The 26,593-nt window shown below is 65.6% G+C and carries 29 protein-coding genes and 1 tRNA gene; 13 read left to right on the forward strand and 17 right to left on the reverse strand.

All coding sequences use genetic code 11. The features are described 5' to 3' along the window. The gene (locus tag NTCA1_RS17680; RefSeq protein ID WP_159831238.1) at window positions 1–606 is read right to left on the reverse strand and encodes a protein-L-isoaspartate O-methyltransferase; all 606 of its coding nucleotides are present in this window, start codon (window positions 604–606) and stop codon (window positions 1–3) included. 288 nt (window positions 607–894) lie between these two features. On the opposite strand from NTCA1_RS17680, the gene NTCA1_RS17685 reads away from it, so the two are divergent. The 3 genes from NTCA1_RS17685 to NTCA1_RS17695 all read left to right on the forward strand — a co-directional run bounded on the left by NTCA1_RS17685 (window position 895) and on the right by NTCA1_RS17695 (window position 4,645). Further along, the gene (locus tag NTCA1_RS17685; RefSeq protein WP_086490875.1) at window positions 895–2,418 is read left to right on the forward strand and encodes a fumarate hydratase; all 1,524 of its coding nucleotides are present in this window, start codon (window positions 895–897) and stop codon (window positions 2,416–2,418) included. Between the two features lie 141 nt (window positions 2,419–2,559). Then, complete coding sequence (locus NTCA1_RS17690) at window positions 2,560–3,873, forward strand: histidine kinase (protein WP_236549422.1); 1,314 nt, start codon at window positions 2,560–2,562, stop codon at window positions 3,871–3,873. 1 nt (window position 3,874) lies between these two features. Beyond that, the gene (locus NTCA1_RS17695) at window positions 3,875–4,645 is read left to right on the forward strand and encodes a LytTR family DNA-binding domain-containing protein (RefSeq protein WP_255490531.1); all 771 of its coding nucleotides are present in this window, start codon (window positions 3,875–3,877) and stop codon (window positions 4,643–4,645) included. 195 nt (window positions 4,646–4,840) lie between these two features. Here the strand turns inward: NTCA1_RS17695 and NTCA1_RS17700 are convergent, their stop codons facing one another. Next, window positions 4,841–5,173 (reverse strand): UrcA family protein, encoded by a 333-nt coding sequence (locus NTCA1_RS17700; RefSeq protein WP_159831239.1) that lies wholly within the window; start codon window positions 5,171–5,173, stop codon window positions 4,841–4,843. A gap of 286 nt (window positions 5,174–5,459) precedes the next feature. On the opposite strand from NTCA1_RS17700, the gene NTCA1_RS17705 reads away from it, so the two are divergent. The 3 genes from NTCA1_RS17705 (at window position 5,460) to NTCA1_RS17715 (ending at window position 7,675) form a co-directional block, all read left to right on the forward strand. Beyond that, the gene (locus tag NTCA1_RS17705; RefSeq protein WP_086490873.1) at window positions 5,460–5,726 is read left to right on the forward strand and encodes a hypothetical protein; all 267 of its coding nucleotides are present in this window, start codon (window positions 5,460–5,462) and stop codon (window positions 5,724–5,726) included. A gap of 193 nt (window positions 5,727–5,919) precedes the next feature. After that, window positions 5,920–6,798 (forward strand): diacylglycerol kinase family protein, encoded by an 879-nt coding sequence (locus tag NTCA1_RS17710; protein WP_159831240.1) that lies wholly within the window; start codon window positions 5,920–5,922, stop codon window positions 6,796–6,798. Next, on the forward strand, window positions 6,788–7,675 hold the full coding sequence (locus NTCA1_RS17715) for a metallophosphoesterase (protein ID WP_086490872.1): 888 nt from the start codon (window positions 6,788–6,790) through the stop codon (window positions 7,673–7,675). Before NTCA1_RS17710 ends, NTCA1_RS17715 begins: the two co-directional genes overlap by 11 nt. Window positions 7,676–7,784: 109 nt before the next feature. Here the strand turns inward: NTCA1_RS17715 and NTCA1_RS17720 are convergent, their stop codons facing one another. The 7 genes from NTCA1_RS17720 to NTCA1_RS17750 form a co-directional block, all read right to left on the reverse strand. Then, on the reverse strand, window positions 7,785–8,501 hold the full coding sequence (locus NTCA1_RS17720; protein ID WP_086490977.1) for a GIN domain-containing protein: 717 nt from the start codon (window positions 8,499–8,501) through the stop codon (window positions 7,785–7,787). A gap of 26 nt (window positions 8,502–8,527) precedes the next feature. Beyond that, the gene (locus NTCA1_RS17725) at window positions 8,528–9,094 is read right to left on the reverse strand and encodes a DUF1700 domain-containing protein (RefSeq protein WP_159831241.1); all 567 of its coding nucleotides are present in this window, start codon (window positions 9,092–9,094) and stop codon (window positions 8,528–8,530) included. After that, window positions 9,084–9,467 (reverse strand): PadR family transcriptional regulator, encoded by a 384-nt coding sequence (locus tag NTCA1_RS17730; protein WP_086490870.1) that lies wholly within the window; start codon window positions 9,465–9,467, stop codon window positions 9,084–9,086. Before NTCA1_RS17730 ends, NTCA1_RS17725 begins: the two co-directional genes overlap by 11 nt. A gap of 234 nt (window positions 9,468–9,701) precedes the next feature. Further along, complete coding sequence (rpsI, locus tag NTCA1_RS17735) at window positions 9,702–10,223, reverse strand: 30S ribosomal protein S9 (protein ID WP_086490869.1); 522 nt, start codon at window positions 10,221–10,223, stop codon at window positions 9,702–9,704. Beyond that, window positions 10,223–10,702 (reverse strand): 50S ribosomal protein L13, encoded by a 480-nt coding sequence (rplM, locus tag NTCA1_RS17740; RefSeq protein ID WP_021234910.1) that lies wholly within the window; start codon window positions 10,700–10,702, stop codon window positions 10,223–10,225. Before rplM ends, rpsI begins: the two co-directional genes overlap by 1 nt. Before the next feature lie 146 nt (window positions 10,703–10,848). Continuing rightward, on the reverse strand, window positions 10,849–11,202 hold the full coding sequence (cutA, locus tag NTCA1_RS17745) for a divalent-cation tolerance protein CutA (protein WP_159831242.1): 354 nt from the start codon (window positions 11,200–11,202) through the stop codon (window positions 10,849–10,851). Then, on the reverse strand, window positions 11,199–12,287 hold the full coding sequence (locus tag NTCA1_RS17750) for a COX15/CtaA family protein (RefSeq protein WP_159831243.1): 1,089 nt from the start codon (window positions 12,285–12,287) through the stop codon (window positions 11,199–11,201). Before NTCA1_RS17750 ends, cutA begins: the two co-directional genes overlap by 4 nt. Before the next feature lie 112 nt (window positions 12,288–12,399). Here NTCA1_RS17750 and NTCA1_RS17755 point away from each other — a divergent pair, with 112 nt between their 5' ends. From NTCA1_RS17755 to NTCA1_RS17770, 4 genes are all read left to right on the forward strand, one after another. Next, window positions 12,400–12,771 (forward strand): MerC domain-containing protein, encoded by a 372-nt coding sequence (locus NTCA1_RS17755; RefSeq protein ID WP_159831244.1) that lies wholly within the window; start codon window positions 12,400–12,402, stop codon window positions 12,769–12,771. Window positions 12,772–12,820: 49 nt separating this feature from the next. After that, window positions 12,821–13,033, forward strand: a complete 213-nt coding sequence (gene thiS / locus NTCA1_RS17760) for a sulfur carrier protein ThiS (protein ID WP_159831245.1) — start codon at window positions 12,821–12,823, stop codon at window positions 13,031–13,033. Between the two features lie 79 nt (window positions 13,034–13,112). Next, window positions 13,113–13,892, forward strand: coding sequence for a bifunctional sulfur carrier protein/thiazole synthase protein (locus tag NTCA1_RS17765; protein ID WP_159831246.1), 780 nt, complete (start codon window positions 13,113–13,115; stop codon window positions 13,890–13,892). A gap of 253 nt (window positions 13,893–14,145) precedes the next feature. Next, window positions 14,146–14,673 carry a hypothetical protein gene (locus NTCA1_RS17770; protein ID WP_086490864.1) on the forward strand — a complete coding sequence of 176 codons (528 nt, stop codon included), beginning with the start codon at window positions 14,146–14,148 and terminating at the stop codon, window positions 14,671–14,673. Window positions 14,674–14,731: 58 nt separating this feature from the next. Here the strand turns inward: NTCA1_RS17770 and NTCA1_RS17775 are convergent, their stop codons facing one another. Further along, complete coding sequence (locus NTCA1_RS17775; RefSeq protein ID WP_086490863.1) at window positions 14,732–15,241, reverse strand: MmcB family DNA repair protein; 510 nt, start codon at window positions 15,239–15,241, stop codon at window positions 14,732–14,734. 159 nt (window positions 15,242–15,400) lie between these two features. On the opposite strand from NTCA1_RS17775, the gene NTCA1_RS17780 reads away from it, so the two are divergent. Beyond that, window positions 15,401–15,477 (forward strand) — tRNA-Arg (locus tag NTCA1_RS17780). A gap of 87 nt (window positions 15,478–15,564) precedes the next feature. Here NTCA1_RS17780 and NTCA1_RS17785 read toward each other — a convergent pair. The 4 genes from NTCA1_RS17785 to NTCA1_RS17800 all read right to left on the reverse strand — a co-directional run bounded on the left by NTCA1_RS17785 (window position 15,565) and on the right by NTCA1_RS17800 (window position 21,426). Beyond that, entirely contained in the window at window positions 15,565–15,879 is a 315-nt protein-coding gene (locus tag NTCA1_RS17785; RefSeq protein WP_086490794.1) for a TM2 domain-containing protein, read from the reverse strand. A gap of 78 nt (window positions 15,880–15,957) precedes the next feature. After that, complete coding sequence (locus NTCA1_RS17790; RefSeq protein WP_159831247.1) at window positions 15,958–19,218, reverse strand: error-prone DNA polymerase; 3,261 nt, start codon at window positions 19,216–19,218, stop codon at window positions 15,958–15,960. Then, complete coding sequence (locus NTCA1_RS17795; RefSeq protein WP_306439300.1) at window positions 19,215–20,759, reverse strand: DUF6504 family protein; 1,545 nt, start codon at window positions 20,757–20,759, stop codon at window positions 19,215–19,217. The genes NTCA1_RS17790 and NTCA1_RS17795 overlap by 4 nt, the downstream gene beginning before the upstream one ends. Further along, window positions 20,647–21,426 (reverse strand): ImuA family protein, encoded by a 780-nt coding sequence (locus tag NTCA1_RS17800; RefSeq protein WP_159831248.1) that lies wholly within the window; start codon window positions 21,424–21,426, stop codon window positions 20,647–20,649. Before NTCA1_RS17800 ends, NTCA1_RS17795 begins: the two co-directional genes overlap by 113 nt. Before the next feature lie 163 nt (window positions 21,427–21,589). Here NTCA1_RS17800 and NTCA1_RS17805 point away from each other — a divergent pair, with 163 nt between their 5' ends. Then, window positions 21,590–22,684 (forward strand): TauD/TfdA family dioxygenase, encoded by a 1,095-nt coding sequence (locus NTCA1_RS17805; protein WP_086490791.1) that lies wholly within the window; start codon window positions 21,590–21,592, stop codon window positions 22,682–22,684. Between the two features lie 264 nt (window positions 22,685–22,948). Here the strand turns inward: NTCA1_RS17805 and fabI are convergent, their stop codons facing one another. The 3 genes from fabI to NTCA1_RS17820 are packed head-to-tail and all read right to left on the reverse strand — an operon-like array spanning window position 22,949 to window position 25,786. Beyond that, window positions 22,949–23,752: an enoyl-ACP reductase FabI gene (fabI, locus tag NTCA1_RS17810; RefSeq protein WP_086490790.1), complete on the reverse strand. Its 804-nt coding sequence runs from the start codon at window positions 23,750–23,752 to the stop codon at window positions 22,949–22,951. Then, window positions 23,749–24,762 (reverse strand): YihY/virulence factor BrkB family protein, encoded by a 1,014-nt coding sequence (locus NTCA1_RS17815; RefSeq protein WP_306439301.1) that lies wholly within the window; start codon window positions 24,760–24,762, stop codon window positions 23,749–23,751. Before NTCA1_RS17815 ends, fabI begins: the two co-directional genes overlap by 4 nt. 31 nt (window positions 24,763–24,793) lie before the next feature. Then, complete coding sequence (locus NTCA1_RS17820; protein WP_159831249.1) at window positions 24,794–25,786, reverse strand: DnaJ C-terminal domain-containing protein; 993 nt, start codon at window positions 25,784–25,786, stop codon at window positions 24,794–24,796. Between the two features lie 166 nt (window positions 25,787–25,952). Between NTCA1_RS17820 and pdxH the strand changes: the two genes are divergently transcribed. Further along, window positions 25,953–26,588, forward strand: a complete 636-nt coding sequence (pdxH, locus tag NTCA1_RS17825; RefSeq protein WP_374705202.1) for a pyridoxamine 5'-phosphate oxidase — start codon at window positions 25,953–25,955, stop codon at window positions 26,586–26,588. Window positions 26,589–26,593: the final 5 nt, after the last annotated feature.

A 26,593-nucleotide genomic window follows, 5' to 3' on the forward strand; every position in this document is an offset into this window, starting at 1 on the left:
TCAGAAGCTCCAGTTTTTGGGAGCTGCGAATTCGGGCAGAACCGGAATCCCCATTTCACTGACCGGCAGCAGCGAAACCGCACCGGCAGCCTTCACGCCGGAGGCCAGGCGGGTCACGCCGCGCTCGACCAGACCGGTGACCACGCGGCCGCCATCGGCGACTTGCTCGGCAAGGGCGGCGGGAAGCTGTTCGACGGCGCCGTCGACCACGAGAAGCGAATAGCCGCCCTCGCCTGTCTTGGCGCCTGCCAGATCGGCAGCCTGGGCCGGATCGACGACGGTGAGCGCACCGGCTAGCGGACGCAGCAGCGCGGCAAGATAGCCGTTTTCCTCACCCACCAGCAGGACCTTGTCCTCGGCCGTGGGCGCGGCTTCGGCCAGGGCCTTGCCGTGGAACAGCGGCGCGGCCAGGAAACGGCCGTTCTCGAGCGGAATCGCACGGTCGATATAGGCGGCTTCGCGCATGGCGGCGGGCACAAAGTCTTCACGGGCGACGGCGGCCATGGCGCGCAGCACCCAGGGCTCGTTGACGCCGCTGGTGCGCAGCTGGCTGACGATCATCGCGTGACGTGCTTCGGTGGCGGACCGATCCTCGGTCAGGGTCATTGCGGCCTATTCCTCATGCTGTCGCGGGAAAGGACGGCGAGACGCCTGTACCCCCGCAAAATACGGACTTTATGGGGGGCCTTCTAGGCGAAGCGGCGTTTCAGGCCAAGCGGTTTGAAAGTCCTTGGTCGATCAATCGTGACGCTTTGACGATACCGTTCCCGAACTTGCAACCGGCGGCGCGTGGAACACAAGAATCGCCGCGTGAAATGCGCTTTTGCGGAAAAACCAAAGCGCGTCTAAGGAGGCCGCAAAATCACGCGATCCGAAAAACGGGAGCACAATTCCATGACGCAGATGGTGACGATCCGCGAAGACGACCTCATCGAGAGTGTCGCCGACGCCCTCCAGTATATCAGCTACTTCCACCCGATGGACTATATCCGCGCGCTGGGCGATGCCTACGAGGCGGAGCAGGGCCCGGCGGCCAAGGACGCCATCGCGCAGATCCTGACCAACAGCCGCATGTGCGCGGAAGGGCATCGCCCGATCTGCCAGGACACCGGCATCGTCAACGTCTTCATCGAATGGGGCCAGAACTGCCGCCTCGAATCCGAGAAGTCGCTGCAGGAAGTGGTCGATGAAGGCGTGCGCCGCGCCTACAACAATGCCGAGAACAAGCTCCGCGCCTCGGTGCTGGCGGACCCCGCCTTCACCCGCCGCAACACCAAGGACAACACGCCTTCGGTGCTCTCGGTCAGCATGGTTCCCGGCTCCAAGGTCTCGGTGGACGTCGCGGCCAAGGGCGGCGGCTCGGAGAACAAGTCGAAGTTCAAGATGATGAATCCCAGCGATTCCATCGTCGACTGGGTGATCGAGATGCTGCCGCAGATGGGCGCCGGCTGGTGCCCGCCGGGCATGCTGGGCATCGGCATCGGCGGCACCGCCGAGCACTGCGTCAAGCTCGCCAAGCAGAGCCTGATGGAGCCGATCGACATGGCGCAGCTCAAGCAGCGCGGCCCCCAGAACGATATCGAGGCGCTGCGCATCGAGATCTTCGACAAGGTGAATGCGCTCGGCATCGGCGCGCAGGGCCTCGGCGGCCTGGCCACCATCCTCGACGTCAAGATCATGGACTGGCCGTGCCATGCTGCGGGCAAGCCCGTCGCCATGATCCCGAACTGCGCCGCCACCCGCCACGCGCACTTCACGCTGGACGGTTCCGGCCCGAGCTTCCTGGAAACCCCGAACCTCGACGAGTGGCCGCAGGTGGAGTGGGCTCCCGATGCTGGCGCCATCCGCGTCGACCTCGACACCCTCACCCCGGAAATCGTCCAGAGCTGGAAGCAGGGCGACCGCCTGTTGCTGAACGGCAAGATGCTGACCGGCCGCGATGCCGCGCACAAGCGCATTGCCGACATGCTCGCCAAGGGCGAGGAACTGCCGGTCGATTTCAAGGGCCGCGTGATCTATTACGTCGGCCCGGTCGATCCGGTGCGCGAGGAAGTCGTCGGCCCCGCCGGCCCGACCACCGCGACCCGCATGGACAAGTTCTCGGACACCATGCTCGATCTCGGCCTGCTCGCCAGCATCGGCAAGTCGGAACGCGGCCCTGCCGCCACCGAGTCCATCGCCAAGCACAAGTCGGCCTATCTGATGGCCGTCGGCGGCGCCGCCTACCTCGTCGCCCGCGCGATCAAGGAAGCCAAGGTCGTCGGCTTCGCGGATCTCGGCATGGAGGCGATCTACGAGTTCACCGTCAAGGACATGCCGGTGACCGTGGCGGTCGATTCCGAAGGCAAGAACGTCCACCAGCTCGCGCCGCTGGTGTGGAAGGAAAAGATCGCCAAGGAGCATCTGCTTCCGGCCTGAATCAACACCGATCCGGCGGTCGTTTCCGCCGGATCGGTCCATCCCGGCGGGTCGGTTCGACGAAAGTCGATTCCGGCCCGATCAGGGAACTGGCGCGACAGGGTTTTTTCGCGCTATCCCCCAAGGATGACGACATCCGAGATGAACGGCGACAGGATGGACGAACCTGTGGCCATCGGCACCCATCAGCCGCGCGTGCCTGCGCGGCTCGTCCTGCTTTCCCTCGCCGCGCTCTGGGCCTGCTACTTCATCGTCGCGACACTGCGCGGCGTGGCCGTCGGCTTCGACATGAGCTGGGCGCTCGTCTCGCGCCGCCTGACCATCTGCATTCTCTCCATGTTGCTGATGGCTGCCGTCTGGCCGCTGCTGCAATTGCTGGATCGTCGTTCGGCAGGTGCCCGTTTCGTGGTCGTGCTGGTCGGCGCCCTGCCCCTTTCGGTTGCGCTGACCCTGATCAACCAGGCGATCTTTGCCGACATCGATAGCGCCAAGGACGGACATTACGAGGAACAGGCCGAGAAGCCCTCCGGCAACAACGTGCGGATCAGCCGCGACGATGCAGGCAATATCCTCGTGGACCTGCCCAAGGGCGTATCGCCTCCGAAAAGCGATTCCGCTCCTGATTCCGGCGCGTCACCGACCGGCGCCGCAACGGAAGATGGGGATGGCTCGGAATCGGCGATCACCATCGATGCCGAGAAGATGCTCGGCGACAGCTACGATTACTGGGCAAACATAGCCGACACCGCTTTCGGTCGCTACTTCCTGGTCCTGGCCTGGGCCGCGCTCTATTTCGCGCTGGTGAAGGCGGAGGAAGCTCGCGCGGCCGAGTGGCGCGAGGGCGAGTATCGCCGCGCCGCGCAGGCCGCCGAGCTGCGTTCGCTGCGCTATCAGGTCAATCCGCACTTCCTGTTCAACACGCTCAATTCGCTCTCCGCGCTGGTCATGATCGGCAAGCAGGACGATGCGGAGAAGATGATCCAGAACCTTTCGACGTTCTACCGCCGAACACTTTCCGGGGATCCCACCAGCGATCTTGCCCTTGTCGATGAGATCGAACTTCAGAAACTCTATTTCGCCATCGAAGCCGTGCGCTTTCCGAATCGATTGTTAACGACGATTGATGTTGACGATTCCGTACTTGGTGCAATGGTGCCGGGCATGATCCTGCAACCGCTTGTCGAGAATTCGGTGAAGTATGCCGTTGCCGCCACCCAGCGGCCGGTGACGATCGCCCTTTCCGCGCGGCGCGACGGCGACATGCTGGAATTGAGCGTTACGGACGATGGACCGGGATGCCCGGAAAACAGCGGTGGCTTCGGGATCGGCCTCGGCAATGTGCGGGACCGGCTGCGGGCCCGCTACGGCGCGGCGGCCTCGCTAGAGTTCGGCAAGCGGCCCGAAGGCGGCTTCGCCACGGTCCTGAGAATGCCCCTGGAGTCCGGTCTTGTCTGAAATAGCTGCAGAATCCAATGGACCGTCGAACAGCACGTCCAACGGCACGGGACCGCTGCGCGCGCTGATCGTCGATGACGAACCCCTGGCGGTCGAGCGCATGCAGGTGATCTGCTCGCGGATCGAAGGCGTTTCCGTGATCGGCACCGCCAGCGACGGCCAGGCCGCGCTGCGCCTGATCGATGCCCTCACCCCCGATCTCGTCCTGCTCGACCTGACGATGCCGGAAACCGACGGGCTCACCGTCGCCCGCCGTCTCTCGGGCAAGCCCGATGCGCCTGCGGTGATCTTCGTTACCGCGCATGACGAATTCGCGGTAGAGGCCTTCGACCTCGACGCGATCGACTATGTGCTCAAGCCCGTCGCGCCCGACCGGCTGGAGCGCGCGGTGGGCCGGGTGATGTCGCGCCGAGGGGATCAGCGCGCGGCGCCGACCAGCGAATGGCTGGAGGAATTCTGGGTGCCGCACCGCTCCGAACTGGTGCGCGTACCGGCCGCCGACGTCGAACGCATCGATGCCGAACGCGACTATGTGCGCCTGCATGTGCGCGGGCAGAGCTATCTGCTGCTCCAGACCATCACCAGCCTTGAAGAACGCCTCGATCCCGAGCGCTTCATCCGCATCCACCGCAGCTGCATCCTGCGCCGCGATCATGTGACCGGGCTGCGGCACGAAGGCCTCGGCGTCTGGTCGGTGGAGACCGCCAGCGGCGATGCCTTGCGGATCGGCCGTACCTATCTGCCGACCGTAAAGAAAATGGCGGGCCGCTAGGGCCCGCCAGTCTTGTATCCGGGTTTATTTTTTAGGGACTTCGTGGTTGTTTGAAAAAATGCCCGCAGGGCATTTTTTTGCGGCACCGGCCCACGCCCCCACCCTACCACCCGCCAGGGTACTATCGTTGGGTGGTAGGGTGGGGGCGTGGGCCGGTGCCGCAAAATTCGCTTTTCGCGAATTTTCAAACTACGCTTACTGCCCGACCGCGAGCTGCTGGCCGCCGGCCTTGTCGACGGCACCGGCAACCTGGTTGCGGACGTCCTCGCGGGCCTTGGTGTAGCATTCGGTGGCGTCGGCGCTGCGCAGGCGCGAGCCGGTGGTCGAAGCGTTCATGCCGCAGGCGGTGCGGGCGGCGGTGTCGATGCGGCGGTCCAGCTTCTTCTGACCTTCCGGCGTCGAGAGGTTCAGGTCGGAATAGCGCACTTCGACTTCCTTGGCGAAAGCGGGGGCGGGGGTGGTTGCGGCGGCAGCGGCGCCCAGGGCGAGTCCGACGGCGGCAGCGGCGATCAGGTTGGTCTTGAACATTTTCTCTTCCTCCTCAGGGTGAGCCGTGGGCAGAGAGAGTGTCGCGTCCGGCTCGGTGAATCCTGTTTGCCCCCGAATCGCGCGCGCTTCATGCGGGGCTCGACCGCCACCCGTCCAAGGTCGACCAAAGGCGGGCGCGGGAGACGAACGACATCGGGCGTCGACGAACGACGTCTGGCGAATACAGGGATTCTCAAGAAAGAAGGGCGAATCGGGACTGCCGGAACCATGGCTTGTTCGAAAGCTGGCCTTTGATCGCGCTTTCCATTACGAATTGTATGTACTTATGGGACTTGTCGTTGTCTTCTTCCTTGGCATCTTCAACTTCGCCGCGCACAAGGCGGTGCTCGAAAGCGGTCATTCGATGCTTTCGCAGGTGCCGTGGTACTTCCAGCCCCTGGGCGGAAGGCTCAGCCTGATCGTGGAATTCGCGATGCTGCTGGGGGCGATGATTGCGGTGGCGGGCGGATCGGCCGGATGGGCCTGGGTCTACGTGCTCTATTCGGCGCTCAACGGCCTTTCGGCATGGCTGATCTTCAGCGGAAAGGTTTAAGAGTCTGTTTGAAAATCCGCCGCAGGCGGATTTTGCGGCACCGGCCCACGCCCCCACCCGACCTCCCATCAGGATACACTCGTGGGAGGTCGGGTGGGGGCGTGGGCCGGTGCCGCATCAAAAAATGCCCATGGGCATTTTTCAAACGAACTCCGATCGGGAACCGGACGGAGGCACGCCGGTTTCTGGCGGCATGACCCAAACCGATTCCTCTCGCCCTCCCCTTTCGCCAACGGTCTGGCTGGTGCGCAACGCAGCCAGCGGCAGCAACGACGACGCCTCGGTCGCCGAAGTGGAAGCGGCGCTGGTGCAGGCGGGCTTTCCGGTCGGGCGTACCTTGCGGTTTCCCGATGAGGAAGCGCCAACCCCGGCCGTGCTCGACGCCGGCCAGGTCGATCTGCTTATCGTATTCGGCGGCGACGGCACGACCCATTCCGTGGTGGCGGCCGCCGGTGGTTGGAGCGGCCCGGTGCTGGTGCTGCCGGGCGGCACGATGAACATGCTGCCCAAGCGGCTCCACGGCGACGTTCCGGCGACGGAAATCGTCGCGCGCCTGGCCGCAGGATCGCTGGAAACCGTGCGTCCGACGGTGATTTCCAGTCGCCACGGGGTGGGCCTGACCGGCGTGCTCGCCGGGCCCGGCACCGTGTGGAACGAAGTGCGCGAGGCCATGCGCGCGGTGAACATCGTGGAGTTCGTCAATACCACGGCCCAAGCGATCTCCTGGTCCGCCAACGGCCCCAAGGTGGTCTGCGCGGAGGCCGACTGCGGCCGGGAAGAAGGCTATTCGGCGATTACCGTTACGCCCGGCGACGATGGGCTGGAGGCCAATGGCTATTACGCGGAATCGCTGGCGGACTATGCGGGACAGGGCATCGCCCTGCTCAACCGCGACTTCCGCGACGGTCCGCACGATTCGCTGGGAATCCACCGCGAGATCAGACTGGTCTGCCCCGATGGCGAGCCGATGGGCCTGCTGATCGACGGCGAACCGTTCGACGGCGCCGCGGAAGAGGCGTTTTACCTCGCGACTTGCGAAGTCGATCTGGTAACGACGCGCAATGCTTCGTGAAAATACCCCTTCGCCGAACGGTCCGATCCGCCTTTTCCACCTGAGCGACATCCATTTCGGACTGGAGGACCAGCGCGCCATCGACTGGGCAAAAGCCTGTATCGCGCGGGAACGGCCGCATGCCGTCGCCATTACCGGCGACTTGACGATGCGCGCGCGTCATCCCGAATTCGATGCGGCCACGGCGTGGATCAAGGGGTTGGACGTGCCGGTGACGGTGGAAGTGGGGAATCACGACATTCCCTATTTCAACCTCTACGAACGGTTTTTCGCGCCCTACAAGCGCTTCCACGCGATCGAGAATCTGGTGGAGGCCGAACTGCACCTGCCCGGCGTGGCGATCGTGCCGCTCAAGACCACCACCCGCGCGCAGTGGCAGCGCTTTCCCTGGTCCAACGGCTGGGTGACGGAGAAGGCGCTGGCCGAGACTCTCGCCGCGATCGATGCCCTGCCGCCAGGAACCCGGGTGCTGGTGGCGGCGCATCATCCGCTGATCGAGCGGCGCGCGAAGGACAACAAGCTGCTGACGATCAACGGCACGCGCACGATGGAAGTGCTGGCCGGGCGCAAGGTGATGGCGGTGCTGTCGGGTCATATTCACGACGCTTTCGACCTGACGGCGGAAACCCCCGCCGGGCCGCTGCGCATGATCGGTGCCGGAACCCTGTCGAAGCGGATCCGCTCGACGCCGCCCAGCTTCAACGAGATCACCATCGAAGGAAACGAGATCCGGGTGGTCGCCCGCAATCTGGAACACGTGCCGACCCCGGCCATGCAGATCGACCAGGTCCCCGAAAACGCCCTGCCCCCGCGCGAGCCGGACGAACCCGTCGCGCCGGTGGGCGCCGTGCCGCCGGTCGATCCGCCGGTGCATTGAGGGCGGGAAGAACGCAGGGAAGGCAAACTCCAGAACGGAAAAAGGCCCGCACCGTCTGCCGGTGCGGGCCTTTTTCGTATCCGGCCTTACGCGGAGGCCGTCGTCCAGTTTAGTTGTAGTCGTGGCTGACGTTGCCGATGCCGTTGATCACCTGCCGGAGATTCGCGGGCTTGCGGACGAGGGTGACGTTGCCGATGCCGTTGATCTGCACATCGACATCGCCGCTGGCGCCGATGGTCATGTTGCCCGCGCCGTCGACGCGGATCGTGGCGTCCTGGACCTGGAGCTTGCCGAAGTCGAGGTCGCCCGCGCCTTCGGTGCTGACCGCCAGCTTGCGGACCTTGCCCGAGGCATCGAGGCTGAGCGCGCCGTTGCCGTTCACGGTCAGGCTGTCCTGATCGAGGCCGGTCAGGGTGACGTCGCCGGGGGCGTCGAAGTCGAGGCCTTCGATCTCGGGGGCGGTGATCCGCACCTTCAGGCCCTTGCGGCCGTGCCAGCTGCCCTTCATGGCAAGGCGGCCATTTTCCCAGGTCAGGCGATCGACCAGCTTCTGCGGGCCGCTGACGACCATTTCCGCCTTGTCGCCCTTGGTGAAGACCAGTTGCACCGGGACGTCCATGGCCAGGCGCGCACCGGGCTGGATCGTGAAATTGCGGGTGGTCTGGGGGCTGTCGGCGCCATCGTCGTCACTGCCGATGGTCCAGTCGAAATCGCCGTTGTTGACGTCCTGGCGGAACTTGTCCCCACCAATGACCCAGGCTGCGCTGAAGGCGACGATCGTCAGGATCACGCCGCTGGCGAATACGATGAGCAGTTTCCTGAACATCACTCGGTTCCTTTCTCTCGTACGGTTCAGTCTTGCGAATGCATGGCGGGTTCGAGCACGCGGTAGTGCAGGCGGCCGAACCACATGATGGCGTTGATGATCCAGATGCTGACCAGCGTCAGCAGGGCGGCGATCGCCACGGCGGCGCTCATCGTGCCCAGCCCGCCGAGGATGGCGACCAGCACACCGCCCGGGAAACCGCTGAACGGCCCGGCGATGAGGATGAAGCCGCCCGCCAGGAAGGCGACCAGCGTGGCGACGTAGAGGCCGAACATCACCCCCAGCACCGGCAGCACGATCGGCAGCAGGATCAGGATGTCGATGGTGGCCAGGCCCATGAAGGCCAGGATGGCGCTCCAGGCCGAGGATGGGGTGCGGCCGCTTTCCCAGTTGCGGAAGCCCGCCTCGAAACGCAGTTCGCGGGCGAGGCGGCCGGGATCGCCCAGGGCGGCGGCCACTTCCTGTTCGCTGCGCCCTTCGGCGATACCTGCTTCGAAGTGTTCCTCGTAGTCGGCGACGATCTCGGCGACCACGTCCTGCGGCATGCCCTTGAGGCCGGCCTTCAGGCGACGGATGAACTCGTTACGCGTCATGGCTCGGTTCCTCTTGCACGGGTGCGGAAGCGGGGGTGTTGCCGGGGTTCGGGGCGGCATCGTCCAGCAACCCGTCGACCGCAGCGGTGAAACCGCGCCATTCCTGGACCTGTTCGGCAAGGCGGCTGCGGCCGGTATCGGTGATGCGGTAGTACTTGCGCGGCGGCCCCGAGGGCGATTCCTCAAGGTAGGTCGCGACGAGGCCGTCGGACTGCATGCGGCGCATGAGCGGGTAGATCGTGCCTTCGCCCATGTCGACCGCGGCGGCCATGCGGCTGGCGATCTCGTAGGCGTAGCTGTCCCCCCGCGACAGCAGGGCGAGCACGCAAAGGCCGAGCACGCCCTTCTTCAGCTGTACTTCGATTTCGGACATCGAATCGTCTCCTGCGGATGAGGAGTGTATATAGCCAGCTACTATGTAACGCAAGATACCTTGTTACGATTGATACATGGCAATGGAAGATACCTTGCAATGACGAGGTATCTGGCGCTGCTCTGGGCTTTGGAAGTGGGGGTGATAGGGAGAGCAGGCGGAACCGGCGCAACAAAAAAGGGCCGCGGTTTCCCGCGACCCCTTTTCGTAAAGCCGAAGCTCTCGGTAAGCGAATTAACGCTTCGAGAACTGGAAGCTGCGGCGTGCCTTGGCGCGGCCGTACTTCTTACGCTCGACGACGCGCGGGTCGCGGGTAAGGAAGCCGGCAGCCTTGACGGCGGCGCGCAGGGTGGGCTCGTACTTCGAGAGGGCCTGGGCGATACCGTGCTTCACGGCACCGGCCTGGCCCGAGAGACCGCCGCCCTTGACGGTGGCGATCACGTCGTAGGCGCCGTCACGGCCAGCAACCTGGAAGGGCTGGTTGATGACGAGACGCAGGGTCGGACGTGCGAAGTAGACTTCCTGGTCACGGCCGTTGATGATGACCTTGCCGGTGCCCGGCTTCACCCACACGCGGGCCACGGCGTCCTTGCGGCGGCCGGTGGCGTAAGCGCGGCCGTAGGCGTCGAGCTGCTGCTCGCGCAGCGGCGCGTTCGACACAACGGGCTTGAAGGTTTCTTCCGCGGTTTCAACGGCGGCGACTTCGCCCAGGTCCTTCAGATCGGACAGGCTCTGTACGGTTTCGGTATCGGACATTACGCGCCAACCTTGTTCTTGCGGTTCATGGAAGCGACGTCGAGTGCTTCGGGCTGGGTGCCACCGTGCGGGTGCTCGGTGCCTGCATAGAGGTGCAGGGCGCGCATCTGGTCGCGGCCGAGCGGGCCACGGGGGATCATGCGCTCGACAGCCTTTTCAAGCACGCGCTCGGGGAAACGACCGCCGAGGACCTTGTCCGCAGTCACTTCCTTGATGCCGCCGGCGTAGCCGGTGTGCTTGTAGTAGGTCTTGTCGCCAAGCTTCTTGCCGGTGAACTTCACCTTCTCGGCGTTGATCACGACGACGTGGTCGCCGCAATCGACGTGCGGGGTGAAGCTCGGCTTGTGCTTGCCGCGCAGGAGGTCGGCGATGACGACCGCGAGACGGCCAACCACCAGACCTTCGGCATCGATCAGATGCCACTTCTTTTCCACCTCGGCCGGCTTGATCGACCGGGTGACCTTCGTAAGCGCCTTCATGGCTGGTCTATCCCTAATGTTCAGGTCGCGGGAACCGAATCGATCGCTTTCACGAATCTCCGGCACCGCGGGAAGGCGGCCAAATCGTCGAAACCGGCCTTCAAGTCAAGCAGACTGCGGCTTTCCAGAGAGGTAAAATAATACCGTCAAGGGTTCGCGGAGCCGATACCTGGCAGCCCAATACCGGCCAACCAGGCCACGGTCCCCGGCGCTGCCGTATCGCAGTGCCAGCCCAGCACGGCGGGTTCCTCGTAAGGATGAAGCTGTGCAAGCCGCATCACGGCGCGGTCGAGCAGGGCCGCGTTGGTCTTCACCAGCAGGCCGAACTCGCGGGCAGTGTCCTTTTCGCCGTTCCAGACGAAGACGGACGTCATGCCGGGCAGCAGGTTGCCGCAGGCGGCGAGGCCTTCGTCCAGCAGGGCATTCACGGCGGCGAGGGCGCTGTCCTCGTCCGGGAAGGGGCACCAGACGAGCGCGGGGGTTTCGGCGGTCCCGCTCACATCCCGAGACCGACCTGATCGCGGCGGCCGAGGCAGTGGGCGCCCCAGACCGTCGCGGCCACGAGCAGCGCGCCGCAAAGCTGGTGCGCCACGGCCAGCCAGAGCGCCACGCCCGACCAGACGGTGAAGATGCCCAGCAGGACCTGCGTTCCGAATGCCGAATGCAGAGCGATCGAGGCGAGGCGGGCGTGCCGTCCCTTGAGGCGGCGGCCCATGACCACCAGCACGACGACGACGGCCCATGCCCACCAGCGGTGGACGAAGTGCGTCAGGAAGGGATCGTTGACCAGGGCATGGAGCGCGCCGCCGGCCCATTCCACGCCCTCGGGGAAGAAGCTGCCCTGCATCAGCGGCCAGGCGTCCATGCTGAACCAGCCCATGCCCGCGACGTAGCCGGCGCGCAGGCCGGCCACCATGGCGCCCATGAAGAGCTGGAAGAACAGCATGGCCAGCACCACGCCGCTGAAGCGGGTCACGCGCGCCGGAGCCTGCCCGCGCCTGAGCTCGCGAAGATCGAGCGCCGTCCAGACCAGGCCGCCCAGCGTGGTCAGCGCCACCAGCAGGTGCGCGGCAAGGCGGAAGTGGTTCACCCGGTCGGCAGCTTCGGGCGTGAGGCCGGAGGAGACCATCCACCAGCCCACCACGCCCTGGAGCCCGCCCAGCGCGAGCAGCGCGATCAGCCGCGGCTTGTAGCCCAGCGGAATCGTGCGCTTGTACCAGAACCACGCTAGCGGCAGCGCGAAAGCCAGCCCGATCACGCGGGCCAGCAGGCGGTGGACCCATTCCCAGAAGTAGATGAACTTGTACTGGGCCAGCGTCATGCCGGCCGGGCCGTTGACGTCTATGTACTGCGGGATCTGCCGGTAGCGGGCGAATTCGGCCTGCCACTGCGCATCGGTAAGCGGGGGAATCGCGCCGGTGAGCGGCTTCCACTGGGTGATCGACAAGCCGGATTCGGTCAGGCGGGTAATGCCGCCGACCGCGACGATGAGGACGACCAGCGCGGCCACGAACAGCAGCCAGCGAACCATGGGGGCGATATCGTCGGATGTTCCGAGGATGGGGCGACCGTCTGAAACTCTCATGGCGCAAATCCCTGCGATCTTGCGACGAAATGCGCAAGAGGGAGGGCGACCGAATGTTTTGCGACAAGGTCGGGGCTTGATGTATGTTACAACGTCACATACATGGGCAGTCATGCGTACCGCCATCATCGCGATTCGAAACCGGCTCGACCGGGCAGGCATCGTCCTCAGCGGTCTCTGCGCGGTCCATTGCGTGCTCGGCGTCTTTTTCGTGGGATTCCTGGGCCTGGGCGGCGAAGTCCTGCTGGCCCCGGAAGTGCATCGCATCGGTCTGGTGCTGGCCCTCGTCGTCGGCGTGATCTCGCTCGGCTTCGGCGTCATGCGCCACGGCCGGGTTGCGCCGCTGGTGATCGGCGGCGTTGGCCTTGCCCTGATGGCGGCGGCGATCGCGGTCGGCCATGGCCTTGCGGAATCGATCCTGACGATCTTCGGCGTCGCGCTGGTGGCCCTGGCCCACATCAGGAACCTGCACGGCGCGCACTGAAGGTGCTTTAGGTGCTTTCCAAATCGATTCTCCGCGCTATCTGCGGCCCATGGCTGCTGAACTCTCCCTCATCGTGAACGGCGAACCGCGCCGCGTGGCGCCCGGCTCGTCGATTGCCGATCTCGTTGCCGGGATCGGGCTCGATCCGAAGAAGGTCGCCGTCGAGCATAACGGCGAGATCGCCCCGCGCTCGACCCTGGCCGATGTTCCCCTGTCCGATGGCGATGTGCTGGAGATCGTCCACTTCGTGGGCGGCGGCTGAACGCGCCGGCACCTTTTCCCGGCACCTTCCCTCTGCGCCCGCTTTCCTGAAATACCCGTTCCCCGAAAGGATGCGAACCTTGACAGATACCGCTGATACCTGGACCGTCGCTGGCCGAACCTTCCGCTCGCGCCTGATCGTGGGCACCGGCAAGTACAAGGATTTCGAGCAGAACGCGGCTGCGGTCGAGGCTTCGGGCGCGGAGATCGTCACTGTCGCGGTGCGCCGGGTCAATGTCTCGGACCCCAAGGCGCCGATGCTGACGGACTACATCGATCCTCAGAAGATCACCTACCTGCCCAACACCGCAGGCTGCTTCACGGCCGATGACGCGATCCGCACGCTGCGCCTGGCGCGTGAGGCGGGCGGCTGGGATCTCGTGAAGCTGGAAGTGCTGGGTGAGGCGCGCACGCTCTATCCCGACATGCGCGAGACGCTTAAGGCCACGGAAATCCTCGCGAAGGAAGGCTTCCTGCCGATGGTCTACTGCGTGGACGACCCGATCGCGGCCCGGCAGCTCGAGGAAGCGGGCGCCGTGGCGGTCATGCCGCTCGGCGCGCCGATCGGCTCGGGCCTGGGCATCCAGAACAAGGTCACAGTGCGGCTGATCGTGGAAGGGGCGAAAGTCCCGGTTCTGGTCGATGCCGGCGTCGGCACGGCCTCGGAAGCCGCCGTGGCGATGGAACTCGGCTGTGACGGCGTGCTGATGAACACGGCCATCGCCGAAGCGCGCGATCCGATCCGAATGGCCCGCGCGATGAAGCTGGCGGTGGAGGCCGGGCGCGACGCCTACCTCGCCGGACGTATGGCCCAGCGCCGTTATGCCGATCCGTCCAGCCCGCTCGCCGGACTGATCTGAAAATTCGGCTATACCAATTTTCCGGGACAAATTTTCCGCGACCATCCTTCCCATTGCTGAAAGAGGGCCGATTTCCTAGGAAAAATACGGAAATCGGCATCTTTCAATCTGTCCCGAATTGAAATCCTTCGCGAATCTTGCCGGAAATATGGGGGACAGCCCTTTTTCCAGTTAAGCCTGTAGCAACCGATGTGGCAGAAAGTGGTTTTAGTGACAGGGAGGATAGTCCTTCCGTGTCACGAGGATCAGGACCATGACTCACACGGGAAAGGCCACCGTCACCATCAGCGAACTGCGGGAGTTCGCCAGCTTCACGCCTTGCGAGCAGCGCTATATCCGCCGCAGCCTGGACGTGGGACTGGGCCGGCAGGACGCGGTCGGCCTCTGGGCGCGTGACGGCGGCGAGGCAGCCTCCATCCGAAGCCAGTACGAAGCTTATGCCGAATTCCCGGCCTTGCGGGACATGCGGCCCGACGAGTTCGGCTTCGACGATATCAGCGCCTTCATGGGCAAGCTGCTCCATCTCGCCGCTTTCGACTTGGCGCAGGACCGCATCGAATCGTTCTCGGCCTTCCGTTTCCTCTACGAACGCCTGCTGGGCGGCTGGGCGCGGCCCTGGCTGCCGGGCGCCTTCTGCGGCGCGGCGGCGCTTCCCCAGATCAAGCCGGAACGCCGCAAGATCCTGCTGCACTCGATCAGCGAAGCAGCGGCCACGGCATCGGGCTGGTCGGAGCGCGAACCTTCGTTCTATCCCGAATGGATCGAGAAAGAGATCGCCTGACGCGATATCGTGATGGGGCCGGCGGGAGCGAAAGGGTTCTTTCGCTCCCGGACGCACTTCAGTTCTCGCTGCCCCACTGCAAAGTCTGCGGATCGCCCAGAGTGACGAGCCGCCGCAGCGAGGCGCGCGCTAGGCGTTCAGTCTCCACCTTGCGGCGAGCCGCGGCAAGCTGGCGCAGCGGGGCAGGGCGCAGGATTTCCGCATCGTAGCCGTCCGCCACGATCACGCCGCACTGTTCGGGCAGGAACAGTTCCGTCTCCAGCGGCGCGCGGTCTAGCGAGGGCGGCAGGCCCCAATAGAAGCGATCGCAATAGTCGAGATAGTCCGTCCACTTGCCGTCGCCGAGCAGATCCGCGCGCGAAACCTTGATCTCCACGATGATGACATGGCCCTTGGCGTCGATGCCCATGAGGTCCGCCCGCCGCCCGCAGCGCAGCGGCATTTCCGGCAGGCACCAGATGTCGTTCCGGGCAAAGAGCCGGCCGATCCCGCGCGCGACATCGCCCGAGGCAAAGGACGTGAGAGGCGGTGCCAGGGGCGTCGAGAGAGGGGAATCAGCTTCGGCCATCGCTGCATCATAAGAACATAGAGAGAACTTTCAACCCGCCTGCTACGAGAGGCCGACGCCGGGAAAGGCATCCCGGAAAAGTTTTCCCAAGCCCATGATGACGATGGATCGATTTGGCGCTGGAAACGCCGCGCCTGCTCTGCTAGTCGACCCAGCACTGCACCCGTAGCTCAGCTGGATAGAGCGCTGCCCTCCGAAGGCAGAGGCCACAGGTTCGAATCCTGTCGGGTGCACCATTTCCCTACATTTCAGGCAAATTGATCTGGCCGGATGGCCGGGCGGCGCTTGCGTGCCGCCCGTGGTGCTTCAGGCCCTGTGTTGGTTTACGCCAGGACGCGGTGGACGAGGTTGGTGTTGAACGCGCGCAGCCAGCCGGGGATCAGGAAGGCGTCGATCAGGACCCAGATGCCCAGCGGCACCAGCAGCAGCAGGCCCAGGCCGAGCAGCCAGATCGTGGCCCAGCCCACCAGGAACATCGCCAGTTGCACTATGCCGCTGCCGGTCTTTCCGGCATAGAAACGGTGCGCGCCCAGGGCGCCGAGGAAGAACCACAGCAGATAGGTTACGCCGGTGGACTTGGCATTCGCCTGATAGAGCAGGCCGGCCATGGCCGCATTTTGTGAACCGGTTTCGGACATCGATACCCCCGTCAGTAAGAGAAGGGGATGCGATATGGCCATGTCTTTAAGAAATCACTGAATTTCTTGCACGAAGCCTCAATGGAAGTCCCGTGAGCGCGGCAGGGTCCGCACATTGCGGGGGTGCTGGTGGCGCACGACTTCGTCTCCGTTCGAGAGCTGCGGATGAGTCTCGTGGTCTTCGGACAGGCGGCCCAGTTCCGGCGTCCTGTCGTGGATACGCTGGGCCATGAGGTGGATGACGCCTTCGGGGCTGCGCTGGACGAGGCCCTCCACCACCATGAGCCGCGCGGCCATGACCGGGCGGCGATAGATCTCGAACAGCCTTTCCCAGATCACTACGTTGGCGATGCCGCCTTCGTCTTCCAGGGTGACGAAGATCGCCTTGCCCTCTCCCGGTCGTTGGCGGACCAGGACCACGCCCGCGACCTTGACGCGCTTGCCCGCTTTCGCCCGCGCCAGTTCGGCACAGCTGAGCACGCCTTCCGCCGCGAAGACGGGGCGCAGGAAGTCCATCGGATGCGCCTTCAGGGACAGGCGGGTGGTCTGGTAGTCCGCCGCCACTTGTTCCGACAGCGGCATGGCGGGCAGGGCGGCCGGGGGCTCCTCGCCCAGTTCGCGGGCGCGGGCGGCGGCGAAGAGGGGGAGTTCGCCGCTGGGGGTACGCCGCGCTTCCCATAGGCCCTCGCGCCGATCAAGGCCGAGCGAGCGCAAGGTATCGGCATCGGCCAGCAGATTGAGCGCGCGCTGCGGCAGGTCGGCGCGGCGGGCGAGGTCTTCGAGATTGGTGTAGGGGCGGTGGTCCTTGATGTTTTCGGCCCAGTCTTCGCGGAAACCGTGGATCTGGCGCAGGCCCAGGCGCAGCGCGAGCTGGCCCTTGTCGTTCGGCTCCAGCGTGCAATCCCATTCGCTGTGATTGGCATCGATGGCGCGAACCTCCACGTCGTGCTCCTGTGCGCAGCGCACGATCTGCGCCGGGGCGTAGAAGCCCATGGGCTGCGAATTGAGCAGGGCGGCGGCGAAGACGGCCGGGTAGTGGTGCTTGATATAGGCCGAGACCCAGACCAGCCTTGCGAAAGCGAGGGCGTGGCTTTCCGGGAAGCCGTAGCTGCCGAAGCCTTCGATCTGCTTGAAGCAGCGCTCGGCAAATTCCGGCTGGTAGCCGCGCGCGACCATGCCGCCGACCATCTTGCCGCGCAGGGTGTTGATCGTGCCGACGTTGCGGAAGGTCGCCATGGCGCGGCGCAGCTGGTTGGCTTCGGAATCGGAGAAGTTCGCGGCGGTGATCGCCAGTCTCATCGCCTGTTCCTGGAACAGCGGGACGCCCATGGTTTCGCCGAGGACTTCCTTCAATTCGTCGGGATCATGGGGCGGGGCGGGAGCGGGAAACTCGGGCTTTTCGATCCCCTGCCGTCTGCGCAGATAGGGATGCACCATGTTTCCCTGAATCGGACCGGGACGGACGATGGCGACCTGAATCACCAGATCGTAGAACTTCACCGGCTTCAGGCGGGGCAGCATGTTCATCTGGGCGCGGCTTTCGACCTGGAACACGCCGATGCTGTCGCCCTTCTGAAGCATCTCGTAGACCGCTTTGACGTGGGGAGGATTGTTCCTGTGGTCCTTCTCGTCCCCCGGCACCGAGCTCAGCTGGTACTGGCGGCCGATGTGAGTCTCGATCATTTCGAAAGCCTTGCCGATGCAGGTCAGCATGCCGAGCGCCAGAATATCGACTTTCATCAGGCCGAGCGTGTCGATGTCGTCCTTGTCCCACTCGATGAAAGTGCGCTCTTCCATGGCCGCATTGTGAATCGGCACGGTCTCGTCGAGCCGGTCCTGGGTCAGCACGAAGCCGCCGACATGCTGCGAGAGGTGGCGGGGGAATTCCAGAATCGCCTCGGTGAAGCGATTGACCCGCGCGATCGTCGGATTGTCGGGATCGAGCCCGGCTTCGAGGCAGCGATTGCGGTCGTATTTCGCGGCATGGCTGCCCCAGACGGTGCTGGCGAGCCGCGCGGTCACGTCCTCGCTCAGGCCCAGCGCCTTGCCGGTATCGCGGGCGGCGCTGCGCGAGCGGTAGTGGATGACGGTGGCGGCGATCCCGGCCCGCTCGCGGCCATAGCGCTTGTAGATGTACTGCATCACCTCCTCGCGCCGCTCGTGCTCGAAGTCGACGTCGATGTCCGGCGGCTCCTTGCGCTCGGTGGAGATGAAGCGGGAGAACAGCAGGGTGTTCTTCACGGGATCGACGGCGGTGATGCCGAGCACGAAGCAGACTGCGGAATTGGCCGCCGAACCCCGGCCCTGGCAGAGGATTCCCTGCCCCTGCGCCCACTGGACGATATCGTGAACGGTGAGGAAGTAGGCGGCGTAGTCCTGCTTGCCGATGATCTCCAGTTCGCCGGTGAGCAGTCTGGTCAGTTTGTCGGGAATGCCTTGCGGGTAGAGATCGCGCGTCCGGCTCCAGACGAGTTCGGTCAGCCAGCCTTGCGGGGTATAGCCGTAGGGCACCGGCTCGTGCGGATAGGTATAGCTCAGGTCTTCGAGCTTGAAGGCGATGCCGTTCATGAAGTCTTTGGTGGCGGCGATGGCTTCGGGGGCGGCGGCGAAGAGGCGGGCCATTTCGGCGGCGGGTTTCAGGTGCCGTTCGGCATTGGCGGCGAGGCGGCGGCCTGCGGCCTGCACCGTGGTCTTCTCGCGGATCGCGGTCATGACGTCGTGCAGGGCGCGCGCTTCCGGCTTGTCGTACTGCGCATCGTTGATGGCGATCAGTGGCACACCGATCATGGCCGCCTGTTCGCGCAAGGCCGCGAGGCGGCGGGCATCGCGGCCCTGCCGCAGCATCGTCGCACCCAGCCAGACCTTGCCGGGGGCGGCATCGGAGAGTCGGCGCAACATCTCGTCTGGGGCAGGTGTGGCAACGATAAGCTGCATGTCCTCCAGAAATTCGAGCAGGTCGTCGAGGCGCAGCACGCAGTTGCCCTTGGTGGTGCGCAAGTTGCCGGTGGTGAGCAGGCGGGTGAGCCGCCCCCAGCCGTAGCGGGTGGTGGGGTAGGCGAGGATCTCGGGGGTATCGTCAGCGAAGACCAGCCGCGCGCCGACCATCAGGCGAAACGGGGGCAGGGTCACGCCTTCCTCTTCCATCTCCTCCCCGAACTTGCGCAGCGCGGCGAGGGCGCGGGCGACGCCGGACACGGTATTGCGGTCGGCAATGCCGATGCCGGGATGGCCGAGAGCCATGGCCGTGAGCGCCATCTCGCCCGGCGTACTGGCGCCGCGCAGGAACGAATAGGCGGTTGTCGTCGCGAATTCGACATAAGGGGACGCCTGCGCGCTCATGCGAAGACGCCGTGGAGATACCAGCGTGGATCGGCCTTCTCGCTGCCGTAGAGGCCGTGGCGGAACAGCCAGAAGCGCCGCCCGTCCTCGTCCTCGATGCGGTAGTAGTCGCGCGTAGGGCCGGTGGCCTCGACCGTCTTCCACCAGGGATAGGCAAGGCGCTCCGGCCCTTCGTGTCGCGCCACCCGATGCTGCCTGCCCTGCCAGCCGAACCGGCGCGGCGGGCCGTCGGGCACTTCGGCAAGGACGGTGACCGGCTGGGGCGGGTCGAACAGGAACAGCGGGCGCAAGGGCGGTTCGCCCGCTTCCGGTTGAGGCCATGAATCAGGTTGGGACTGGGGCCAAGACGCGGCGGGCACGAGCCGGTCGGCATATTCCGGCAGGTGCTCGTCGCGCGGGGCGAAGCGGTGGAGGCATTCGGCGCCGAAGCGGACTTGCAGGCGGTCGAGCAGGGGGGCGAGGTCGGGCCTGCCGGAACTGTCCTCGTCCAGCCGCTCCTGCCCTTCCGATACGTCTTCGTGCAGGGGGACGGACAGGCGCAGGAGATCGTAGCCGAAGCCCGGATCGAGCGGGTCGGCCAGAGATTCGATGCGCTCGCGAAACAGCCGCACGACATCGGCGGGTTCGCGCAGCGGCAGCCCGCTGTCGACGGCGAGGCGGGCGACATGGCCGTCGGTGCGGAACAGCGAGACTTCGTAGCGCCGCCCGCCGCGCCCGCGCGCGACCAGCAGGTCCCGCGCCTGCCCGGCCAGCCATTCGATCACCCCGAGCAGGGGCTTCACCGTGGCCATCGGCTCGGCGAAGCGCTGCTCCACCCAGATCGGGGGGAGGGCGCGATGCGGGGTGATGCGCCGGTCCTGCTCTTCCAGCAGATGGGCGAGGGCGACCGACATGGCCTTGCCGAAACGGGCGGCCAGCGGCGCGCGGGGGCGATCGGCCAGCTGGCCTATCGTGCGCAGCCCGGCGCGTTTCAGGGCAAGGTGGGCGTCTTCTCCGAGACCCAGCGCGGCCACCGGCAGCTCGCGGGCAGATCGCTTGCCGAAGCGGGCCAGGGCAAGGGCGGCATCCGGGGTTGCGGCGCAGGCCAGCAGAGGGCGAAAGCCCAGACGGGAGAGGCGGCAGGCGAGATCGTCCAACACGCCGGTTTCGTCCATGGTCAGGCTGTCGAAGCAGCCGGTAAGGTCCAGCACCAGCGCGTCGTCGCCTTGCGGGGCGACCATCGGGGTATAGCGCTCGCAGGCCTCCACCAGCCGCAGCAGCAGGGCGTGGTCGGCCTCGGGGCGATGCTCCAGCGCGGCCAGATCGGGTTCCTGCGCGCGGGCGTCTGCCAGCATCATGCCTGCCGAAAGGCCGAGCGCGAGGGCGGCGGGGGACAGCGCCATGATGCGCTGCGCCCCGCGCTGTTTCGCGATGAGGGCGAAGGCCGCGTCAGGCGGCGCTGCGCCTTCCCGCATCGCCCGTTCGGACGGCAGGAAGGGCAGGACGACCGCCAGATAGCGGCGCGCGGCCAAATGTCGGGTCTTGGAAGGTGCCTCGCTCACGGTTCCATTCCACTTGCAGGTTGAGCCCCTCCCGCCCGCCGCGCTGGCGCAGCAGGGTCACGTCGAAGACCGGTCCTCCCGGTGCATTGGCGGGCAGGGGCAGCGAGGGCGCGCTGGCGACCTGCCAGCGGGTATGGGCGGCGCTGGGCGCGGGATCGGCGCCGCTGCGCACGATCAGAACCATGGTGCCGCTCTGCTCCGCCGCCAGTGTGAGCCGCCGGGAGGCGGTAAGGTCGAAAGCCGGGGCGCGGCCGTCCATCTCCAGGATCACCGCGCCCGCGCTGCCGTGCCGCACGCAGTCCACGCCCGCGCGCAGCAGGCTCTGGAGATCGGGCAGGCGCATCAGCACCATCGCGGCGGGATCGATGCCCAGTTCGACAAGGCCGGGGGCATAAGGGCGTTGGGCATAAGGGCGTTGCTGGGCCTGCTTTCCCTTCGCCAGCCTCAGCCAGAGCAGCGGCTCTCCCGCCCGGCAGGCCTGAACCGCACAGAGCAGCGCCAGCGCGAGCGGGGCAGAGCTGTCCTGCTCTTGCCCAAGCCCTTGTGCTGACCCTTTGGCAGCATAGAATTCATGCACGCCGTCCTGCTGCAAAGGTGCGTCCGGCCAGCCCTTCGGAGAGGCCTGCACGAGGCTTGCGGCACGTTTGAAGCGACTCGAATCGAACATATGTTCCTTTTATGTTCTATTCCTGTCTCATGCAATCGCAGTCCGGTTCTGGTCGGGATGCGCATGGGAGAAAGGTTTCGGGCATCGCGCGCCAAGTCAGCCTGCGGTATTCCGCCTAGGGTCCGGCGCATAGCTACAGACCCAAAAGAAGGACTCACGAAGCATGGCCAGTTCCGCTCCCGCGCCGCTGGAGGCCGTCCCGCCCGTCACCACTGCCGCTGCCTGGCGGGGGGACCGGCTGGCCGCGACCGACGAGTGGATCTACATGCTGTCCGACGAACAGGTGCGGGAACTGGAAACGCTGGGCGCCCGCTTCCTGGCCGAGAACCCGGACTTGCGCACCGTCACCGCCGAGGACTTTCCGCTGCTCGCCTGTGCGGATGCGGTGAAATCCTGGGGCGGGGATGTCGATTACGGGCGGGGCTTCGTGCTGGTGCGCGGGCTTCGCACCCAGCTCTATTCGGACGCGCTGTCCAGCGCGATCTACTACATCCTCGGCCTGCACATGGGCGATCCGATCCGCCAGAACGAGATGGGCGACCTGATCGACCACGTCTATGCCACCAGCGACAAGACCATGGACGATCCCACCGCGCTCTCCTCCAAGGTGCGCGACAAGCTGGTCTATCACTCCGACAGCTCGGACATCGTCGCGCTGATGTGCCTGCGTCCGGCCAAGGAGGGCGGGCTGTCCTGCCTCGTTTCCGGCGCGGAGATCTATAACGAGATCCTGCGCCGCCGCCCGGACCTGGCGCCGCTGCTGCTGGAGCCGTTCCACTGGGACTGGCGCCGCCAGGACCACAATGCGCCTGCGGATACCTATACCTCGCCGATCGTCAGCCTCGTGGACGGGGTGTTCTCGATGTACGCGGGCTCGCTCTACATCCTGACCGCGCAGGAATACGAAGGCGTGCCCAAGCTGACGCCGGAGCAGATCGAGGTGCTCGAACTCTTCGACACGATCACTTACGAGGAAGGCATGGCCATCGAGATGGATTTCCGCCCCGGCGACATCCAGTGGCTGTCCAACTATGCCGCGCTCCATGCCCGCACCACGTTCTGGGACTGGCCCGAGCCGCAGCGCAAGCGCCACCTCCTGCGCCTCTGGCTGAGCCGCGATGCCGGGCGCCCGGTGGTGGACGGCTTCGGCAAGAACGGCGTGGTGCAAGTACGCCAGGCCCCGCGCGACGGCCAGGCCGAGCATCCCGACGCGCACTTCGACGTGTTCTCGGTCTCGGTGCCGCGTTTGATGGGGTGAGGCGGTGAATTGAGGGCGGCCTTGGTGTCAGGGCGCCACGGAAGTCCTCCAAACAGACGTCATCCTGAACTTGGTTCAGGATCCATTCCTCCCAAAAACCGGCGGTGTCGGCGGCGAGATGGATCCTGAGCCGAAGGCCAGCGAAGCTAAACAAGTTCAGGATGACGGGGTGTATGGGGGCAGGGGATTGGCTCTGAACGGGACATAAAAAAAGGGGCCGGAGGAAGTTTCCTTCCGGCCCCTTTTTCCATTCGGAATCCGCCCTCAGCTCAGGGCGATATCCGGTGCGTCTTCCTGCTTCATGCCGACCAGGTGATAGCCTGAATCGACATGGTGGACTTCGCCGGTCACGCCTGCGGACAGGTCCGAGAGGAAGTAGAGGGCCGAACCGCCGACATCCTCGATCGTGGTGTTGCGGCGCAGCGGCGAGTTCAGCTCGTTCCACTTCAGGATGTAGCGGAAATCGCCGATGCCGCTGGCGGCCAGGGTCTTCACCGGGCCGGCCGAGATCGCGTTCACGCGGATGTTCTGCGGGCCGAGGTCGTTGGCGAGGTACTTCACCGAGGTTTCCAGTGCCGCCTTGGCCACGCCCATGACGTTGTAGTGCGGCACGACCTTTTCGGCGCCGTAGTAGGTCAGCGTCAGGATCGAGCCGCCTTCGCGCATCATCGGCTCGGCACGCTTGGTGACGGCGACGAGGCTGTAGGCCGAAATGTTCATCGTCATCAGGAAGTTGTCGAGGCTGGTGTCGACATACTTGCCGCGCAGTTCGTTCTTGTCCGAGAAGCCGATGGCGTGGACGACGAAGTCGATCGTCTCCCAGCGCGCCTTCAGCGTCTCGAACGCGGCATCGAGCGCCGCCATGTCCGAAACGTCGCAATCGATGAGGAAATCGCTGCCGAGGCTTTCCGCCAGCGGCTTCACGCGCTTGGCCAGCGCATCGCCCTGATAGGAGAATGCCAGCTCGGCGCCCTGTTCGTGCAGTTTCTTCGCGATGCCCCAGGCCAGGGACTTGTCGTTGGCAAGGCCCATGATCAGGCCGCGTTTACCCTGCATCAGACCGGTCATTCGTGTTCTTCCTGTACTTCGTTGTTCTGTGCAGCCACGCTGCTTTTCCCGTCTGCGCCCCCGGCAAGCATCGCCTGCTCCTCGGGACTGACGGTCAGGGCGGCGTTGAGTTCCGCGCCCGCGACCATCCCTAGTCCGACAAGCCAGAAAAAGAAAAGCGCGATCATCACTCCGGCGAGACTTCCGTAAGTCAAATCGTAAGCGATGAAATTGCGCAACACTTTCGGCAGCAGCCATGCGGCTCCCAGCCACCATGTCGCCACGAACAGCGGGCCGGGCCATTTCGGGTAGCGCGCGGCCTGGTAGCGGGAGGGGGTCAGCAGGAAAAACAGCGCGTAGAGCGAGGCGAACAGCGTGGCCGCCGTGACCCCGCGCGAAATGCCGATCTGGTAGTTGAAGGCCTTCAGCGCCGGAAACAGCGTCAGCAGCACTTCCTCGATCACCGAGATCAGCACCTGGGAGGACAGCGACAGCAGCAGCAGCAGCACCGAGGCGAAGATCAGCCCGCTGGACGCCAGGCGGTTGCGCCAGAATTTCAGGCCCTTGGTACTGCCGTAGGCGCGGTGGAGAATGTCGCGGATGGTCTCGATCAGGCTGGTGGCGGTCCACAGGCCCAGCGCGCCGCCGATCCACAGCAGCCAGCCGTGCCGCGCGGCCACGGCATCGCGGGCGACCGGCGCAAGGGATTCCTCGACGCGCGGCGGCAGCGAATTGAGCACGGCGTCGATCGCGCTTTCCAGCTGGCCCTGCTCGCCCAGCGCCGAATAGATCGCAGCCAGGGCGATGAAGAAGGGAAACAGCGCGACGATCGTCATGTAGGCGAAGTTGCCCGCATGAATGAAGCCGTCTTCCCAGGTGCCGGAAAAGACCCGGCTGATCACGACATAGGCCCGGCTGGAGGGATCCGGCCGGGGGATCCGGTCCTGCATCTCCTGCCAGCGCAAGGCCGCGCGGCGCCGGGCTTCCGGTGTTATCGCAGCAGGCGTATCTGTCGGCGGGGAGGCTTTCACCGCGCCGAGATAGGCCCTGGGCGGGGAATGTTCAAATTCCCAGCTTGGCGCGCACGTCGCGCGGATCCTTCCAGCCTTCCAGCCGCTTGGCGAGATCGGCGTCGCTTTCGGGAAGCACGATCTGGAGCGTGATCAGGAGGTCGCCCCGGCTGCCGTCCTTGCGGACCATGCCGCGCCCCTTGAGACGCAGGACCTTGCCCGAACTGGACCCCGTCGGAACCGAGAGGATGACCGCCCCGGCCGCCGTGGGTGCCTTCACCTTGCCGCCGTTCAGAGCCTCGTCGAGGGTGATCGGCAGGTCCACGCGCAAATCGTCTCCATCCTGGCGGAAAAAGGCGTGCGGCTGGATCTGGATGGTGACGATGGCATCGCCCGCGCCGCCGGGACCCTGCTCGCCCTTGCCGGCCAGGCGCATCTGGGTGCCGTCTTCCAGGCCGTTGGGCAGCTTGAGGTCGATGGTCTTGCCATCGGACAGGGTGATGCGCTGGGGCTTGAGTTCCGCCGCGTCGGTCAGCGGCACGGCAAGGCGGTAGTTCACGTTGCCGCCGCGCGGCGCCGCACGGCTGCGGCCGCCCATGCCGGCACTTCCGCCCATACCTCCCCCCATTCCGGCAAAGCCGCCGCCCATTCCGCCACGCTGTCCGCCACCGCCGAAGATGCCGCCGAACAGGTCTTCCAGGTCGATGCCGTCATTGCCGCCGAAGCCGCCGCCGAAGCCGCGCTGCCCGCCGGGGTTGCCGCCGAATCCGGCGCCGCCGAAGCCGCCGCTGCCGCCGCCGAAGCCCCCGAAGCCCATGGGATTGCCCTCGGCATCGATCTCGCCGCGATCGAACTTGGCGCGCTTGTCCTTGTCGGAAAGCAGGTCGTAGGCGCCGGTCACTTCGGAGAAGCGTTCCGCGGCCTTGGGATTGTCCTTGTTGGTATCGGGATGAAGTTCCTTCGCCAGCTTGCGATAGGCGGACTTGATGTCCTTCTCGCTGGCCGTGCGCGATACGCCGAGGGTGGAATAAGGGTCTGCTGCCATGGCTTCCTAGCTAGGTGTCGCGGGCCCGGACGGCAAGCCGTGCTTTCTTCCTCCGGGCGCTGCGTCTATGCACCGGCAATGCGCCCCAATACCATCGGGAATTGCCGCGATATCGGTAGTTTCCTGTGCAGAGTTCGAAGGGCGCCCCGCTATAGACCTTATACGGATTCGTCAGGAAACGCAGATGGAAGCTGAACAGGCCCGCGAAGTCATACCCCACGGCGATCCCTTCGCCCTGTTCCGGGACTGGTACGAAGAGGCGCGCGGGACGGAGCCCAACGATTCGAACGCCATGGCGCTGGCCACCGCCACGCCGGACGGGCTGCCTTCGGTGCGCATGGTCCTGCTCAAGGGCTATGGGCCGGAAGGCTTCGTGTTCTACACCAATGGCCACAGCCGCAAGGGGCAGGAAATCGCGGCCAATCCGCATGTCGCCCTGCTGTTCCACTGGAAGAGCCTGCGCCGCCAGATCCGTATCGAAGGCGAACTCGCGGCCGTGACGGCGGCGGAAGCGGATGCCTATTTCCATTCGCGCGCCCGCGATTCGCAGCTTGGCGCGGTCGCTTCCGACCAGTCCGCCCCGCTCGACAGCCGCGAGACGTTCCTGGCCCGCTACGAGGACGTCCGCAGCCGCTTCGGCGAGGGCGAGATCGAGCGTCCCGCGCACTGGACCGGCTACCGCGTGGTGCCCGCCGCCATCGAATTCTGGCAGGACCGGCCCTATCGCCTCCACGAACGCCGCCGTTTCGTTCGCACCGGTGATGCGGCGGGCGGCTGGACCAGTTCGCTGCTCTATCCCTGAGCCCC

The sequence above is a fragment of the Novosphingobium sp. TCA1 genome (assembly GCF_009811895.1).
In the GTDB taxonomy this organism is placed as follows: domain Bacteria; phylum Pseudomonadota; class Alphaproteobacteria; order Sphingomonadales; family Sphingomonadaceae; genus Novosphingobium; species Novosphingobium panipatense_A.